The 16,481-nt window shown below is 63.3% G+C and carries 12 protein-coding genes and 1 pseudogene; 10 read left to right on the forward strand and 3 right to left on the reverse strand.

Features of this window, described 5'->3' with window-relative positions:
* Together AC0L3A_RS25495 and AC0L3A_RS25500 are read left to right on the forward strand one after the other, a co-directional pair.
* Positions 1–368 (forward strand): annotated as a pseudogene (locus AC0L3A_RS25495) (integrase core domain-containing protein); the annotation flags it as partial.
* Between the two features lie 1,131 nt (positions 369–1,499).
* A complete protein-coding gene (locus AC0L3A_RS25500) occupies positions 1,500–2,936 on the forward strand; it encodes an alpha/beta fold hydrolase (RefSeq protein WP_354171534.1) in 1,437 nt (478 codons plus the stop codon).
* 951 nt (positions 2,937–3,887) lie between these two features.
* Here AC0L3A_RS25500 and AC0L3A_RS25505 read toward each other — a convergent pair.
* The 3 genes from AC0L3A_RS25505 to AC0L3A_RS25515 are packed head-to-tail and all read right to left on the reverse strand — an operon-like array spanning position 3,888 to position 7,070.
* The gene (locus AC0L3A_RS25505; protein WP_219681350.1) at positions 3,888–4,916 is read right to left on the reverse strand and encodes a class II aldolase/adducin family protein; all 1,029 of its coding nucleotides are present in this window, start codon (positions 4,914–4,916) and stop codon (positions 3,888–3,890) included.
* A gap of 10 nt (positions 4,917–4,926) precedes the next feature.
* The gene (locus tag AC0L3A_RS25510; RefSeq protein ID WP_007601750.1) at positions 4,927–5,793 is read right to left on the reverse strand and encodes a TIGR01459 family HAD-type hydrolase; all 867 of its coding nucleotides are present in this window, start codon (positions 5,791–5,793) and stop codon (positions 4,927–4,929) included.
* The gene (locus AC0L3A_RS25515; protein ID WP_007601751.1) at positions 5,790–7,070 is read right to left on the reverse strand and encodes an FGGY-family carbohydrate kinase; all 1,281 of its coding nucleotides are present in this window, start codon (positions 7,068–7,070) and stop codon (positions 5,790–5,792) included. The genes AC0L3A_RS25510 and AC0L3A_RS25515 overlap by 4 nt, the downstream gene beginning before the upstream one ends.
* Positions 7,071–7,266: 196 nt before the next feature.
* Between AC0L3A_RS25515 and AC0L3A_RS25520 the strand changes: the two genes are divergently transcribed.
* The 8 genes from AC0L3A_RS25520 (at position 7,267) to AC0L3A_RS25555 (ending at position 16,475) form a co-directional block, all read left to right on the forward strand.
* Entirely contained in the window at positions 7,267–8,262 is a 996-nt protein-coding gene (locus AC0L3A_RS25520) for a sugar-binding transcriptional regulator (protein ID WP_035995620.1), read from the forward strand.
* 15 nt (positions 8,263–8,277) lie between these two features.
* Entirely contained in the window at positions 8,278–9,717 is a 1,440-nt protein-coding gene (locus AC0L3A_RS25525; protein WP_007601754.1) for an extracellular solute-binding protein, read from the forward strand.
* A gap of 112 nt (positions 9,718–9,829) precedes the next feature.
* A complete protein-coding gene (locus AC0L3A_RS25530; protein WP_473255410.1) occupies positions 9,830–10,756 on the forward strand; it encodes a carbohydrate ABC transporter permease in 927 nt (308 codons plus the stop codon).
* Between the two features lie 17 nt (positions 10,757–10,773).
* Positions 10,774–11,631 (forward strand): carbohydrate ABC transporter permease, encoded by an 858-nt coding sequence (locus AC0L3A_RS25535; protein WP_473255397.1) that lies wholly within the window; start codon positions 10,774–10,776, stop codon positions 11,629–11,631.
* Positions 11,632–11,634: 3 nt separating this feature from the next.
* Positions 11,635–12,735 (forward strand): ABC transporter ATP-binding protein, encoded by a 1,101-nt coding sequence (locus tag AC0L3A_RS25540; protein WP_473255398.1) that lies wholly within the window; start codon positions 11,635–11,637, stop codon positions 12,733–12,735.
* Between the two features lie 14 nt (positions 12,736–12,749).
* Positions 12,750–13,859 (forward strand): ABC transporter ATP-binding protein, encoded by a 1,110-nt coding sequence (locus AC0L3A_RS25545; RefSeq protein ID WP_473255399.1) that lies wholly within the window; start codon positions 12,750–12,752, stop codon positions 13,857–13,859.
* Positions 13,860–13,861: 2 nt separating this feature from the next.
* Entirely contained in the window at positions 13,862–15,442 is a 1,581-nt protein-coding gene (locus AC0L3A_RS25550) for an FGGY family carbohydrate kinase (protein ID WP_473255400.1), read from the forward strand.
* On the forward strand, positions 15,435–16,475 hold the full coding sequence (locus AC0L3A_RS25555; protein ID WP_473255401.1) for a 2-hydroxyacid dehydrogenase: 1,041 nt from the start codon (positions 15,435–15,437) through the stop codon (positions 16,473–16,475). The genes AC0L3A_RS25550 and AC0L3A_RS25555 overlap by 8 nt, the downstream gene beginning before the upstream one ends.
* The last annotated feature ends 6 nt before the right edge of the window (positions 16,476–16,481 follow it).

The following is a 16,481-nucleotide window of genomic DNA, read 5'->3' on the forward strand; positions in this document are numbered from 1 at the left end:
CGATCTGCGCCTTACAACGTTCATCGCAACCTCCAAACTCCTGGTGTTGCGACGACCGTTTGAATCCGCCCAATACGTCTCTATCAAATACACCGAACGCCTGGCTGAAGCTGGCGTCGAGCCTTCTGTCGGCAGCGTCGGAGATTCCTATGACAACGCTCTCGCCGAAACCATCAACGGTCTCTACAAGGCCGAGGTGATCCATCGGCGCAGACCATGGCGCAGCTTCGAGCCCGTCGAGTTCGCGACGCTGGAATGGGTGGACTGGTTCAACAAGCGGCGGCTCCTGGCCCATTGGCAACATACCGCCGGCCGAAGCCGAGCAACGCTGCTACGCCATTCTGGAACAGCCGGCCATGGCGGCATAACTTAAACCGAATGGCCTCCGGCAAACCCGGGGCGGTTCAGGTTTTAACTCCAGCGACTCCCTTATCAGTGAAGCCCGCCGCGCGCATTTGCTTGCACAGCTTCGAAGCCAGCCGGAACATCGGGATCAAGTTGCCGGGATGATACTTACGCCGCTTCATGGAGGGGGCTCTCTCGATGGAGCTGCTACCATGGGTCGTGATACTGAGGCACACGGGGGCCGCGGGGCTATCTATTTCATCTGATAGGACAGCAGCACTGGCTTGATTAGCATCGTCGCCAGTGACACGTGGTAGCCCATCGGGGATACGTTGGCCCCGACATACAGGCAACGCATCGACTGCCTCATTCATGAAGGTTGTGCGTCCTGTGGGTGGCAGGCTTGGGCTACGTTCGAGCACCGCTCGGCGCGGCAAACCTCTACGCAAACGCAACGCAACGACACAAGCCGCTGAGGGAAACCTTGGCGGCTTTTGCGTGGAGGCACTATCAGCGGTCGTCTTCATGGCCCAACAGCTTGTGCGTCACGCGATTGATGAAATGGTTATTGCCGCAGGCTGGGCATTGCACGCACGAGGATGAAGGAGGCGCGTGCCGCATTCGACTCAGCGTCGAACTGGTGCTGAACGTACTCGCCGCTTGTCGGGCAACGAACGTGATCGTGTCCATCATAGCCCAGCACCGGCCATGGCACCGCCCGGCCCATGACCTAGGTCAATGCTTCCCGGTGCACTTACCGCCGCCGCGCTTGCCACGGATGATATCCTCCGCCTGTGCAGAGGCAGGTCCGGAGCCGCATCATGAGGTGATGGCGATCTGAGCCAAACCTCATCCGAGTTCGCGACAAAGAAAATGCATGGAACGGATCAATGAGCGCATCCAGAGTCTGGCCCTTCGGCCGCATCTGCGATCGCGCCATTACAACGAACTACCTCCGGCCGTTTTCAACGCAATCGGCCCTTTTGCGAAGTGGCCGCCGACACCGACTACGTCCGATCATCGGGACAGACCGGAAGTGCGCGGCAAAACCAAAACGGCGCTTTTGATCCGAGGCGGATTCCACCGGCCCGCTTCAGCCTTGTCGCGGCCACTGATTGCGGGCAGACTAGCAGTGGCATGAGAGGGCAAGAGCCATGCAACGTCGGCTTGCGGCCATTCTAGCGGCGGATGTGGTCGGCTACAGCCGACTCATGGGCGCCGACGAGGTGGGGACCCTCAATTCCCTCAAGTCGCACCGGCGGGAACTGGTCGACTGCGGCATTTCCGAGCACCACGGCCGCATCGTCAAAACCACCGGCGATGGGATGCTGGTGGAATTCGCCAGCGTCGTGGATGCGGTCGCCTGTGCTGTCAAGATTCAGCGCAGCATGGTGGGGCGCAACGCAGGGATCGCTGCGGAACGGCAGGTCGTGTTCCGGATCGGGATCAACGTCGGCGATATTATCATCGACGGCGACGATATCTTCGGCGACGGCGTCAACATCGCGGCACGCTTGGAAACGCTCTGCGAGCCCGGCGGCGTATGCATATCCAGGGCGGCGAACGACCAGATCCGGGACAAGCTGTCGATGGCGTTTGCTGATCTGGGCGAGCAGGCTGTGAAGAACATCTCGCGCGCGGTCGGCGTGTTCGGGCTCACTGCCAAGGACATCGAGGCAATTCCAGACGCCGCGATTCCCTCGTCTGCGGAAGACACGGTGGCGGCGTCAACCGTCCAACACAAGCAGGAAATTCACTTCTGCCAGACCGGGGACGGCGTGCAGCTGGCCTACGCCCGGATGGGCCAAGGGCATCCGCTGGTGAAGACAGGGCACTGGATGACTCACATCGAATTCGACTTCGAAAGTCCGATTTGGCGGCATCTCTACCAGGAATTTTCCCGCGAGCACCTTTTCATCCGATATGACGCAAGGGGAAATGGGCTTTCGGATCGTGACGTCCCGGACGTAACATTCGAGCGGTTCGTCGACGACCTCGATGCGGTGGTCGACGCCGCGGGCATCGAACGGTTCGCGCTGCTCGGCATATCCCAGGGGTGCGCCGTCTCGATTGCCTACGCGGTCCGCCATCCGGAGCGAGTGTCGCATCTGATTCTCTACGGAGGCTATGTCGTCGGGTGGAAGAAGCGCGCCAGGACCGAGGCGGAGAAGGCGGCCGGGGATGCGATGCTGACGCTGATGCGGCTGGGATGGGGTCAGGAAAACCCGGCCTTCAGGCAGATGTTCACGTCCCAGTTTATTCCGGACGCTAACAAGGAGCAGGCCGACTGGTTTAACGAGCTACAGCGTATCTCGAGCTCGGCCGAAGACGCAGCGCGCAATTTACTGGCAAATGGCGAAGTGGAAATCAGTTCACTACTGCCGCAGGTCAAGGTGCCGACCCTTGTCATGCATTGCCGCAACGACGCGAGGGTGCCGTTCGAGTCGGGCCGTCGGCTGGCCGCGGGGATTCCCGGTGCCCGCTTTGTCCCGCTCGAAGGCCGGAATCACATCATGCTGGAGGGCGAGCCGGCTTTGGCACGCTTTCTCGACGAGCTACGATCATTTCTTGCCTCCGATACTCAACACTAAAGGTACTGGATACGGCGGCTCCGTTTTGCCGACCAATATACGCCACGGGTTTCCCCTTGATGTCTGTTCTTGGCCAAGCGAAGTGCACGATGTCCGCTATTTGGGTCACTATCGGGGGAAAAGCGGACGTCGCACACAATCCGCGGGCGGTCTTATTGCGCTAACAATCCGAATGCGATAGTGCCACTATGCTTGCGAAAATCAGCAGTGCCGGGACGGATTTTCTGTCGCTGGCGTCCGAGCCTTTGGTTCCGGCGCTGCGCCCTCGAGACAATGAGCGAGGGCCGAGTCCACGCCCCTAGCCGTTCGCGAGGTCTACAGCGGCCGAGTTCGATAGTTAGTCAGAAAGCTTTGGGCGCTGGACGGCAGGTCATCGAAACCACCGAGCTTGGCCATCATGAGCCAGGTGGCAAAATCCGCCTCAGCCTCCGTGGGCGCTTTCTTGGCGATACTGGCGATGGAGCTAGAGGACATGGTGGTCCGATTGGTTTCAACCCGGCCGCGAAGCTGTTCATCGACACCGTCCGCGCGGCGGGAAAGGCAATTGGCAATTCAATCACAGTAATGACGGCGCGGGAGAGTTCAAACGCGAACCCTACGCCTCCCATCTCGCTGTAATAACCTTACCAACTAGTCGGCTCCTGGTCAGGTTGAAGGGACTGAGCAGGCTAACTAGGTAGGGCTCACCTCTGCTGATCCCCAACGGCAGTAATTCTCATCGTCACTGACGGCAACATCGCGTGGACCATCAGCTTGAGTGTTTCGACGGCGCGAATACGAACGTCATCCCGAGGTCTCTGTAAAAATTTAGTACCTAGCCTTACAGACGCTTCTGATGGCGCGATGGATTCAGCCCGGCGCGTTTGAGGTTCCTAGATTATGAACCACGGAATTGCCGGGCTATCGGTCTTTCAGATGTAGCCGGGAAGACCGGCGGCTACTCAGGCTTCGTCAGCGGCTTGCTGTGAGCTGCTGGCGGTAGCGCTCCGCGTCCCAGTTCAGCAAATCATGCTCGCTCTCGGAGGAGAGATACACAATCTCGGCGTCGAGGGGGAGGCGGCTGGTCACGAGGGCGAGGCAGCTCAGCAAGGCTTCGGCGCCAGCGCTGGCGTCAGTGCGGATGAGACTGCCAAGTCCAGGGACGAGCAGAGCAACGGGCGGTGATTGCCCTGCAGCCTCGGCGCGCAAGCTCATATTTTGCAGGCTTTCGCCTTGCTCCAAGATCGGCAAGCCCGGCCCGAGAAAGACGACGTGATCGGGATACAGGGATCCGCTGGTGGCAATAACGCGGCAATAGCGATCGGTCGCGATGCCGTGACAGATCCGATCTTTGGGTAAGCGATAATCAGTACCTGCACAGGTAATGCAGAGCGCGTTCTGATCGCCTGACGCGGCACTGCGTGGCGGCAGCGCCAGACGCGCTTCGACTTCCATCACCAGGGCTTCCGCGCCCGCGCAAGTTTCGGCCCCCACGACCAAGCCGTGATTACCGAGGATCAGCACGTTGACGTGGACATGCGCGATCGCTTCGCTGACCGCTTGGGCCAACGGCAGGCCCGGATGGAAGTAGCCGAGCCGAAGCCAAGATAATCCACGCAAGCGATGTTCGAACTCTTGGTGAGCGTCGGTGCGCACCGCCCATGCGATGGTGTTAACGGAATGGACGTGCAGTACGACAGGATGCGGCATCAACGCGTGCAGCGCAGTCTCAATCGAACCGCGTAGTTGAGTTATAGTATTAGGGGCCAACGGCACCCGATCATCGCCGCGCGCCAGAGCGGTGCGAGCGTCTGACAGCGCGACCGGCACGAAGATGTCCTTGTCTTCGGCGTCGGCGAGCCAAGTGCCTGAGGCTTTGACCCAGAGCACGTCGCCTTCTTTGACGGAAGAATTGCCCCCGGCGCCCTGCACCAGCAGGATGTTTTTGCCGACGCGGGCGGACATACGGCGAAGTTCGGACAAGGCGCGAGGCTGTTTCATGAAGCGATCCTCACCAACTGAGATGCTGCACAGTCCAGTGCGGCATCCGCGCATCCGCGCCGGCAACCTGCCGGATCGCGTGTGCGACATTGTGCGATCCTGCAAGTGTTTCCCGATGCGCGCCCGCGCCGACCAGCAAGGTCAGCATGCCCGCCGCACGCCCACCGGCGATGTCGTGATCGATGGAATCCCCAATGACGAGGATGCGGTCGGGCGAGGGATGGCCCAATCGTTCCAGTGCCGCGGCAAACATCGGCGCGTGTGGTTTGCCGATAAACGAAACCCTGCCGCCGAGCCGCTGATAAAAGGCCGCCAGCGCGCCCGGAGCCGGGATTAGCCCGGTCACCCCAAACATCACGAGGTCGGGATTGGCGCACAGCATCGGCAGTTTGCGGACGGCCGCCACCGTGAGGCGTTCGCGCCATGGCTCCGGTTCCGCAACGCTGTCGTCGAGGCCCGCGAGCAGGATGAAGTCGGCGGATGTGATATCTGGAACCAGGGCCAGGTCGAGCTCATCGACGATGGAGCGGTCGCCATCGCGCGAGATCAGGAAGCAGGCTTGGCCGAGGTCCGTGAAGGGCGTCTGCGCGCGTGCCTTCAGGCTCTGCCAGGTCACTTCGCCTGATGATAACACACCATCGTAAATGTCCGGCGATAAGCCCAGGGCGGCGAGGCGCCGCTGATTGCTGCTGGCGCGCTTGCCGGAATTGGAGAGGATCAGGATCCGTTTGCCAGCCTCGTGCAGGCGCCTCACGCAGTCATGGGCGGCGGGAAACACCGTCATGCCTTCATGCAGCGTGCCCCATTGATCGAGCAGCACGTGATCAAAGTGATCGGCGATAGTGCGAAGGCCGGTGATGGTCCTGGCAATGGTCATGGCGGACCACCGTTCAGCGCAAGCAGCGCCGCGCCAAAGCTCGCTTCGGTTTGCTCGGCGACCGTCACGGGCACGCCCAGCGTGCGCTGCCTGATTGCGGTCCAGTTGTTGTTCCGCGCGCCGCCGCCGATGCTGACGACCCGCCGCAACGCTGGCGCACCCAGTTTTGCGAGCTGCCGGTAGGCGAGCGCCTCTACCGACGCGATGCCTTCGAGCAAGCCCTGGAAGAACCGATGGTCTTCCGCCGGCCGTGGCGTGATCCGCGCCGTCAGCGTCGGATCTGCGATTGGAAAACGCTCACCGGGCTTTGGCAGGGGATAGTAATCGAGTCCGGTCGGTGCCTCCGGCTCAAGCTGAGGCGTCAAGCGCTCCATGTCGTCGGGCGAGAAGTGCATCAACAGCGCCGCACCGCCGGAATTGGAGGCACCACCGGTCAGCCAGCGATCGCCGAGCCGGTGTGCATAAACGCCCTGGCCGGCCGCGAAAATCGGCTGCGAGGCCAGCAGCTTCACCACCAGCGTGGTGCCGAGCGAAGTGACGGCATCGCCGACTGCGTCGGCCCGCGTGGCGATGAACGCGGCCACGCCGTCGGTGGTGCCTGCAGCGATCTTCGCTCGCGGAGAAAGACCGAGCATGCGCGCGATATTGCGATCGATGTCGGCGAAGGCCGTCCCCGGAATCGTGGTCTCGGGCAGCAGATGGCGGGGCACGCCGAGCTCATCGAGCCAGCCGGGCCATGTCCGCGTTACGGGATCGTAGCCGAGCTTCAGCGCATTGTTCTCGTCGCTGATGCCGTGACGGTCGGCGAGGCGGCCGGCGATCCAGTCGGCCTGGTGCACCGCGTAGCGCGCACGGCTGACGTCATCACGAGCGAGGAGATGCAAGAGCTTTGCGAGTGCGCTGCTGGCGCCATGCGCGCCGCTGTCTGTTGGAGCCACATCGGAAATGCGCGCGGCCTCGTCCTTTGCGCGGGCGTCGTTGTACATCAGGCCCGGCGTCAACGGCCGGCCGGCGTCATCGACGAGCAGCAAAGTTCCAGACGTTCCGTCAACGACGATCTGCTCGACCGCGCCGAGATCGACGTGCTCGCCGAGCTTACGGAGCGCGGCAAGCGTTGCCTGCCACCATAGCTCCGGCTGCTGATCGACGGCGTTGCCATTGACGCGCGGCGGCGGCAGTCCGGCCGACGCCTGGCCCCGGATGGCGGCCTGCGCGTCGATCGCGCAGGCGCGGACCCCGCTGGTGCCGACGTCAATGCCAAGGAACAAGCCTGCCATTCGACCTTACCGAAGCTTTTGCGGCCCGCTTTATCGCTGATGCGCCTGATCTTTCGGGGCTCGGGCGGGCTAACGATTGCGCTGCAGCACGTTTGGGGGATTGACGCCCCGCCCGACCTCTGCAATTTTTTGCAAGCCGTGAAGAAAATTGCAAGAGGCTTTTCCGCGCGTGACCGCATCCAGCGACAGACTGCCGATGATGGATGGCGAGGCCTCGCTCGCGACGCGTGCCGCCTGGCTGCATTTTGCTGGGGGACTGACTCAGTCGGAAGTGGCGGACCGACTCAACATCCAGAGCACGAAAGCTCACCGGCTGATCGCGCGGGCCAGTCGCGAAGGCATGATCCGCGTGTTCGTCGAGGGACCCATCGCCGAGTGCGTGGCGCTGGAAAACGTCCTGGCCGAGCGCTACGGCCTGTCCTACTGCCGCGTGGCGCCCGACCTCGGCGAAGGCGCTTTTCCGCTGAAGGCTCTGGCGCTGGAAGGCGCAAGCTTCCTGCGCCAGGCGCTTGAACGCGGCGAGCACAAAGTCATCGGCGTCGGCCACGGCCGTACGCTCGCCGCCGTGGTCGAGCAGCTGCCGCAGACGCCGGCGCGCGAGGTGCAGTTCGTCTCGCTGCTCGGCGGCCTGACGCGGAAATTCGCCGCCAATCCGTTTGACGTGATCCACCGGCTGGCTGAACGCACCGGCGCGGAAGCCTACCTGCTGCCGGTGCCGGTGTTTGCGAACTCCGTGGCCGATCGCGCCGTTCTGATGCAGCAATTCGGCATCGCCGATGTGTTCGCGCTGGCACGCAAGGCATCGCTCCTGTTCGTCGGCATCGGCCAGATCCACAGCGATGGGTTTTTGGTGTCGAGTGGCATGATCAGACCTGATGAGGTCACGGAACTGAAGCGCGCAGGGGCCTGTGCCGACCTGCTCGGTCATTTCTTCAACGACGACGGGGCACTGCTCGATACCGACCTGTCGGCGCGCGCCACCTCGATGACCCGGGCGGATCTGAAAAAGCATCGCATCGTCGCCGTCGCCGGCGGCCTCGCCAAGTTGACGGCTTTGCGCGCGGTGTTGAAGAGCGGCCTTTTGCACGGGCTCATTATCGACGAAGCGACCGCGTCTGCGCTCACTGCTGACAAGCCGGAGGTCACATCCGGCAAAGGAAAAAAAGAAGGTCGGAAGGGAAGTAAACGCTAGAACAGGGAGGTTTAAGTGTACGATCGAGAGAAGAATCTATTCGAGTCCTACGCTGCCAAACGCATCAGCCGGCGTGACCTGCTGGATGGCGCCGCCAAGCTCGGGATCGCCGGGGCCGCCGCCAATGCCGCCTTCGCATCTTCGGTATCGCGGGCGATGGCAGCCGACTTCAATTGGAAGTCCCAGAGCGGCAAGACGATCAAGCTGCTGCTCAACAAGCACCCCTACGTTGACGCGATGATCGGGGACATTGAAGCCTTCAAGTCCCTGACGGGCATGAACCTGGCCTACGACATCTTTCCTGAGGACGTCTATTTCGACAAGGTGACGGCGGCGCTTTCGTCGAAGTCGGACCAGTACGACGCCTTCATGACCGGCGCCTACATGACGTGGACCTATGGTCCGGCCGGCTGGATCGAAGACCTCAACACCTACATCAACGATCCCGCCAAGACGAACCCATCCTTTGCTTGGGACGACGTCCTGCCGGGCCTGCGCGCCTCGACCGCATGGGATGGCGTCGCCGGCTCCGAACTCGGCTCCGGCAAGGCGAAGCAGTGGTGCATCCCCTGGGGTTATGAGCTCAACAACATCACCTACAACCGCAACATCTTCGACAAGGTTGGCGTCAAACCGCCGAAGAATCTTGACGAGATGCTCGAGGTCGCGGCCAAGATCACCAAGGATGCCGGCGGTCCCTACGGTATCGGCGTCCGCGGCTCGCGCTCCTGGGCGACGATCCATCCGGGCTTCCTGTCGGCCTATTCGAACTTCGGCCAGAAGGATTTCGTCATGGAAGGCGGCAAGCTGAAGGCCGCCATGAACACCAAGGCCTCGAAGGACTTCCACGAGAAGTGGGTCAAGATGATCCAGACCTCGGGTCCGAAGAACTGGTCGACCTACACCTGGTACCAGGTCGGCACCGACCTTGGCGCTGGCGCCTCCGGCATGATCTTCGATGCGGACATCCTCGGCTACTTCATGAACGGCGGCGAGAACAAGGAGCGGGGCCATCTCGGCTATGCGCCGTTCGCGGCGAACCCGGCGGCCAAGGCGCCGACGCCGAACGTGTGGATCTGGTCGCTGGCGATGTCGAGCTTCTCCAAGCAGAAGGACGCGGCCTGGCTGTTCATGCAATGGGCGGCCTCGACCGAGCATGACCTGTTCGGCGCGCGGAAGATGGATTTCGTCAACCCGGTGCGCGCGTCCGTGTGGAAAGACTCCGAATTCCGCGACCGGATCGGCAAATCCTATCCGGGCTATCTGGAGCAGCACGATGTCTCGGCGCCCGGCGCAAAGATCTACTTCACCGCGCAGCCCCTGTTCTTCGACCTGACCACGGAGTGGGCGGCGTCGCTGCAGAAGATGGTCGCCAAGGAGGTCAGCGTCGATGAGGGGCTCGACAAGCTCGCTGACAATATCAACCGCCAGCTCAAGCAGGCGGGTTTAGGTTGACGCATCGCGTGGTGGAGCTTCCTCCGCACCACGCCAACCCGCCGGTTGGGATCGAGGCCCTTTCCGAACCGGCGGTGTTCACGCCCACAGCTGATCCGTTATCATCATGAGCATGGCCCAACTCCTCCAGACCAGCGCGACGGCGCGCCTCAAGCCGAGGCCGCGCGGCCGCTGGCTGCCTTACTTGCTGAGCCTGCCGGCCTTGCTGGTCTGTATCGCCATCCTGGTGCCCTTCGTCACCGCGGCGGTGTACTCGCTGCAGCGCTACCGGCTGAACCTGCCCTATCTGCGCGGCTTCATCGGCGTCGACAATTACATCGACTTTCTGTCCGACCCCGCCTTCTGGAATACGCTCAAGATATCATTGGTCTATACCGCGGTGACCGTTGTCGCGGAGTTGCTGCTTGGTCTAGGGATCGCGCTGTTGCTGAGGCGGCCGACCCGCTTCCACAACGCAGTGTCGATCATGCTGTTGCTGCCGCTGATGACGGCACCGGCGATCGCCGCCCTGATGTGGAAGCTGATGACCAATCCGAGCTTCGGCATCCTGTCCTATGCTGTGAGCCTGCTTGGCATCCATGATTTCAAATGGGCCTCTGATCCCTCGACGGCGCTGTTCACCGTGGTTCTGGTCGATGTCTGGGTCTACACGCCCTTCATGATGATCCTTCTGCTGGCAGGTCTGCGCTCGCTGCCGCGCCAGCCGTTCGAGGCCGCCGCGCTCGACGGCGTGCCAGCGAGCTTCGTGTTCTTCCGCATCACGCTGCCAATGCTGACCCCCTATATCATCACGGCCTCGCTGTTTCGCCTTCTGGACTCGATCCAGCAGTTCGACATCATCTATGCAATGACGCAAGGAGGACCCGGCGACCGGCTGATGGTGTTCCAGGTGCAGGCCTATCTCGAATTTTTCCAGTACACCAATGTCGGCCGCTCGGCGGCGCTATTGATGATCCTCTGGCTGATCACCAACATCCTCTCCAACATCTTCATCAAGAATTGGCTGCGGTTGCGCGAGCGCGCGCACGGCCACGCCTAGGCGATCAGGGGACCGCGATGGAGCACAGCAGTCTGGCAGGTCGAGTTTTTCGAGGCGTGGCGCTGGCGCTGGTGCTGGTGTTCTTCATGTTTCCGATCGTCTGGATATTCCTGATGTCGTTCCAGAGCAACGAGCAGATCCTGCGGATACCGCCGCGCATCTTGTTTGAGCCGACGCTTTTCAACTACCGGGCGCTGATCTCCGGCCAGCTGCGTACCACAGCCGGCAATCTCGAGATCTCCTTCATGCGCAACCTGATGAACAGCTTTGTGCTGTCGAGCGCGGCGGTGCTGCTCGCGCTGTTGCTCGGCGTGCCCGCCGCCTATGCCTTCGCCCGGTTCAAATTTCGTCTCGGCGAGACCATCGCCTTCACGCTCTTGTCGTTTCGCTTTGCGCCGCCTCTGCTGGTGCTGCTGCCGCTGTCGCTCTACTACCAGCAGCTCGGGCTCAACGACACCTATTTCGGGATCGTCTGGGTCTATCAGCTGATCGCGCTGCCGCTGATCCTGTGGATCGTGCGCGGCTATTTCGAGGATATCAGCCCGGATATCGAGCATGCCTATCGGCTAGCCGGCCACTCCTGGCGCGAGGCCTTTACGCGGATCGCGGTACCCCTCGCGGGTCCGGGCATTGCTGCGGCGGGGCTGTTGTCCTTCATCTTCTGCTGGAACAATTTCGTCTTTGCACTGATCCTGGCCTCGGCGGACAAGCAGCCGGTGACGGTCGGTGCACTGGCCTTCGTCACTGCTTCGGGCATCCAGTACGGCCAGATCGCCGCGGCGATCGTGCTCTCGGTGACACCGACCTTGCTGCTTGCGCTCTATGCGCAGCGCTATCTGGTCGAGGGCCTGTCGCTCGGCGCGGTGAAAGGCTAGGGCATGGCGCGTCTCGAACTCTCTTCCGTGGGTAAGGCATTAGGCGCTGTGAGCTGCGCCGCCGATCTCTCGCTGGCCGTCGAGCCGGGCGAGATCGTGGCCGTGTTCGGTCCGTCCGGGAGCGGCAAGACCGTGCTGCTGCGGATGATCGCTGGGATGTTCGAGCCGGACGAGGGCGACATCCTGGTTGGCGGCCACTCGATCGTCGGCGCGCCGCCCGAGCGGCGCGGCATCGGCATGGCGTTCCAGAACTTTGCGCTGTTTCCGCACATGACTGCCCGCGCCAATATCGCGAGCGGCTTGCGGGCGCGGGACGCGGGCGCCGACGTGTCCGCAAAAGTCCAGTCGATCAGCCACTTGTTGAAGATCGAACATGTCCTTGATCATAGTCCGCGCGAACTGTCGAACGGACAGAAGCAGCGCACGGCACTGGCCCGCGCGCTGATCGGCAATCCCGAGGTGCTGCTGCTCGATGATCCCCTGCGCAATGTCGACGCCAAGTTGCGCTATGAGATGCGGCTCGAACTGCCGACCTTGCTGCGGCGCGGCTCGGCGTCCGTGCTCTATGTGACTCAGGATTATCGCGAGGCGATGGCGATTGCCGATCGCATCGCGGTGCTGATCGAGGGGCGCCTGGTGCAGGTCGCGCGTCCCGAGGAGATCTATGCCCGGCCGGCCACAGTTGCGGTGGCGCGGCTGTTCGGCGATCCCAGCATCAATCTCGCCGAGGTCGTGCCCGTCGCGGAGCGTGGCGTCTTGTTCGCAGATATCTCAGGAACGCGCGTGCGGCTCGATACGGCAGACCACCAGCCGATGGATCTGGGGGCGTGCTGGGTCGGGGTGCGGCCCGATGATCTCGTGATCTCGCAAGTAGCCACCGGCGATGCCATCCCGGCGCGCGTCGTCGCGGTCACCCCGATGCATGAGAAGGCGGTGCTGCTGTTGCGCTTCACGGATGGTACTGAATGGCTGGCGGCGTTGCCGCCAAGCGCGACCGTGGCCGACGATGACGTTTTCGTCCGCTTCGCGCCGGAAGCATCATTGCTGTTCGATCGTGCGACCGGTGTTCGGATCGGGCTGCCGCACCGGCGCCAGGCGGCATAGGAGCGACGAGGGGCATGCTCGAGCTAGAGAATGTCGACAAGGTCTACCGCAGTCGCGGCAAGCCGCCGGTGCACGCCGTGCGCGCGCTCGACATGGAGGTGGGCAAGGGTGAGATCGTCGCGCTACTCGGCTCGTCCGGTTGCGGCAAGACCTCGACCTTGCGCATGATCGCGGGCTTCGAGGACGTCACTTCAGGCTCGATCGCGCTCGACAAGCGGCGGATCGAGGCGCTGCCCCCGGCGCGGCGCAAGGTGGCGATGGCTTTCGAGGGCTATTCGCTTTACCCGCCGCTGACAGTGCGCGAGAACATCGGCTTCGCCCTGAAGGTCCAGCAGCTGTCGCGCGGCGAGGTGACGCGGCGGGTCGATGCGATCGCGGGGCTGGTCGAAATCGAGGACATCTTGGACGCCTATCCGCGGGCGATCTCCGGTGGACAGCAGCAGCGGGTGTCGCTGGCGCGGGCGCTGGTGCGCGATGCAGATCTTTATCTACTCGACGAGCCGATGGGCCAGCTCGAGCCGCAGCTGCGCGCGGTGTTGCGCGGACGGATCAAGGGCCTACTGGCCGAGCGCGGCATGACCGCGATCTTCGTCACCCATGACCAGACCGAGGCGAGCGCGCTCGCCGACCGGATCGCGGTGATGGAAGACGGTATTCTGCAGCAATTCGCCAGCGAAAAGGAGCTGAAGAACCGGCCCGCCAACCTGTTCGTCGCCAGCTTCATCGGCGAACCACCGATGAATCTTCTGGAGACCGAGGTGGCGCGCGCCGATGGTGGTTTCCGCCTGTCGGTCGGCAGCGCCATGGCGTTTCTGATTCCGGGCGACAGGCTAGATTCCACCGCTCAACAGGCGCTGCAGCAGACGCCGCGCGTGCGCGTCGGCATCCGGCCGCAGAAGGTCGCGGTCGGCAGCGGAGACGTGCGCGTCCGCATCGTCTCTAATCAATGGCTCGGCGACCAGTCGCACGTCGCCGGCGAATGTGCCGGAAATTTCCTGATCGCCGTGACGGCGGGCAGGGTGGCGGCGCGACCGGGCGACGTCATTTCCTTCGGGCTGGAGCCGCGCCATCTGCACATTTTTGGCACTGAGGGCACCTGCATCCGTCATGCGGAGGTGCGCTGACGATGCTCAATCCGCAGCGCCGTGACGTGATCGTCGGCATCGATGCCGGTACCTCCCTGATCAAGACCGTGGCGTTCACGCGGGACGGCAAGCAGTTGGCTGAGTCCTCGCTGCCGAATACCTACGTCACGCTGCCCGGCGGGCGTGTCGAGCAGGACATGGCGCGGACCTGGACAGATACGGTCGCAGCGCTGCGCGGGCTGGCGGCGCTAGTGCCCGAGCTTGCCACGCGCGTGACGGCGATTGCGGTGACGGGGCAGGGCGACGGCACTTGGCTGATCGACGATGGCGGCGGCCCGGTGGCGCCAGCGTTGTTGTGGCTGGATTCACGCTCTGCCGAGATCGTTGACGATATCAGGGCCAGCGAGCGCAACATCGCGCTCCATCGGCGCACCGGCTCGGGGTTGAATGCCTGTCAGCAGGGTCCGCAACTGGCCTGGCTGCAGACGCATGCGCCGCAAACCCTGTCGCGCGCGGCGACGGCGTTCCATTGCAAGGACTGGCTCTACTTCAACCTCACCGGCGAGCGCGCCACTGATCCGTCGGAGGCCACATTCTCCTGCGGCGAATTCCACAAGCGCCGCTTCGATGCCGAAACGGCGCGGCTGATCGGCATCTCCGATTGCATGCGGCTGTTTCCCGAGGTCGTCGACGGCGTGACGACGACCCATCCGCTCAGCGCGACCGCGGCGGAAGAAGCCGGTCTGCCCGTCGATGTGCCTGTTACGCTCGGCTATGTCGATGTGATCTGCAATGCGCTCGGCGCGGGGCTTTACGATCCGGCACCCGATGTCGGCTGCACCATCATCGGCTCGACCGGCATGCATATGCGGCTAGCGTCGAGCGCGGGCGCAGTGACGCTGAACGCGGAAGCGACCGGCTACACCATGCCGTTCCCGGTGCCGTGCCACTACGCCCAGATGCAATCCAACATGGCAGCGACGCTGAACATCGACTGGCTGCTCGATCTCGCGCGCGATCTGCTCGCGGCCGAGGGCGTGGCGCGGACGCGCGCCGACATGATCCGGCGGCTGGACGATCGGGTGCTGGAGGCGAAGCCCGGCGCGCTGCTGTTTCACCCCTTCATCTCCGATGCCGGCGAGCGCGGTCCGTTCGTCGCGCATGAGGCCTGCGCGCAGTTCCTCGGCCTGCGCTCGCGCCATGGCTATTGGGACCTGATGCGCGCGGTGATAGAAGGGCTCGCCTTTGCCGCCCGCGATTGCTACGCCGCGATGGGAAGTCTGCCGCGCGACGTGCGGATCACGGGTGGCGCGGCGAGGAGCCGCGCGCTGGGGGTGATCTTGAGCGCTGCGCTCGATTGCAACGTTCGCGTCTGTAGCCGCGGCGAAGCCGGTGCTGCGGGAGCTGCGATGATCGCAGCCGTCGCGACCGGACTCTATTCCAACATGACTGATTGTGCCGAGGATTGGGTGAGACCTTATTTGAACGAACCGCAGGCGCCTGACGCGGCATTGGCCGCGCGCTATGCAAAGATGTTCCCGGCCTATCTCGATGCCCGGCTGGCGTCACATCCGGTCTGGAAGCAGCTCGCGGCGCTGCGCGCGGGAGCTGGTCATGTCTAAATCCATTGCCGTCATTGGGGATCGATTCATGCTTCCCTCGATCTTCGTCGAGAAGATCACGGCGGCCTGCGGCAACGGCATCGATATCCGCACCCTCGAGCAGCCATGGCCCGACGAGCCGATGGAGCACGGCTATGCCGGCTCCAAGCTCGACGGCCTGAAGGAGTTCATGGGCGATCCCGACGAAGTCGTGTCCTTCATCGGCGATGCGTCGCTGTTGGTCACGCATCTGGCGCCGGTCTCGCGGGCGATGCTGGAGCGGCTGCCGAAGCTGAAGTTCATCGCGGTGTCGCGCGGCGGGCCGGTCAATATCGACATGCAGGCGGCGAGCGATCACAAGGTGCTGGTCGTCAACACGCCCGGCCGCAACGCCAGCGCCGTCGCTGAGTTCACCATTGGCGCGATCCTCGCGGAGACCCGGCTGATCCGCAGCGGGCATGAATCGCTACGCGGCGGCGAATGGCGCGGCGATCTCTATCGTGCCGATCGCACCGGGCGCGAACTCGGCGAGATGACGATCGGCATCGTCGGCTATGGCGCGATCGGCAGCCGCGTGGTGAAGCTGTTGAAAGCGTTCGGCTGCAAGATCCTTGTCGCAGACCCCTATGTGCAAATCAGCGCGCAGGACCGCAATGACGGTGTCGAGCATGTCGCGCTTGCCGACCTCCTGACGCGGGCCGATGTGGTGACGCTGCATGCGCGGGTGACGCCGGAGACTACGGGATTCATCGGCCACGACGCACTGGCCGCGATGAAGAAGGACGCATTCCTGATCAACACCGCGCGGGGCCCGCTGGTCGATTACAAGGCGCTACATGAGGCATTATCCGCAGGGCGGCTGGCCGGCGCCACGCTTGATACGTTCGCGGTCGAGCCGGTGCCGCCGGATTGGCCGTTACTGCAATTGCGCAATGTCACGTTGACGCCGCATATCGCCGGCGCCTCAGTGCGCACAGTAACCGTCGCCGCCGACCAAGCGGCCGAGGAGGTTCGCCGCTATCTCGCTGGCGAGCCGCCGCTCAATCCATGTTGACGAGGA

Source organism: Bradyrhizobium sp. MI1.3 (genome assembly GCF_055811695.1).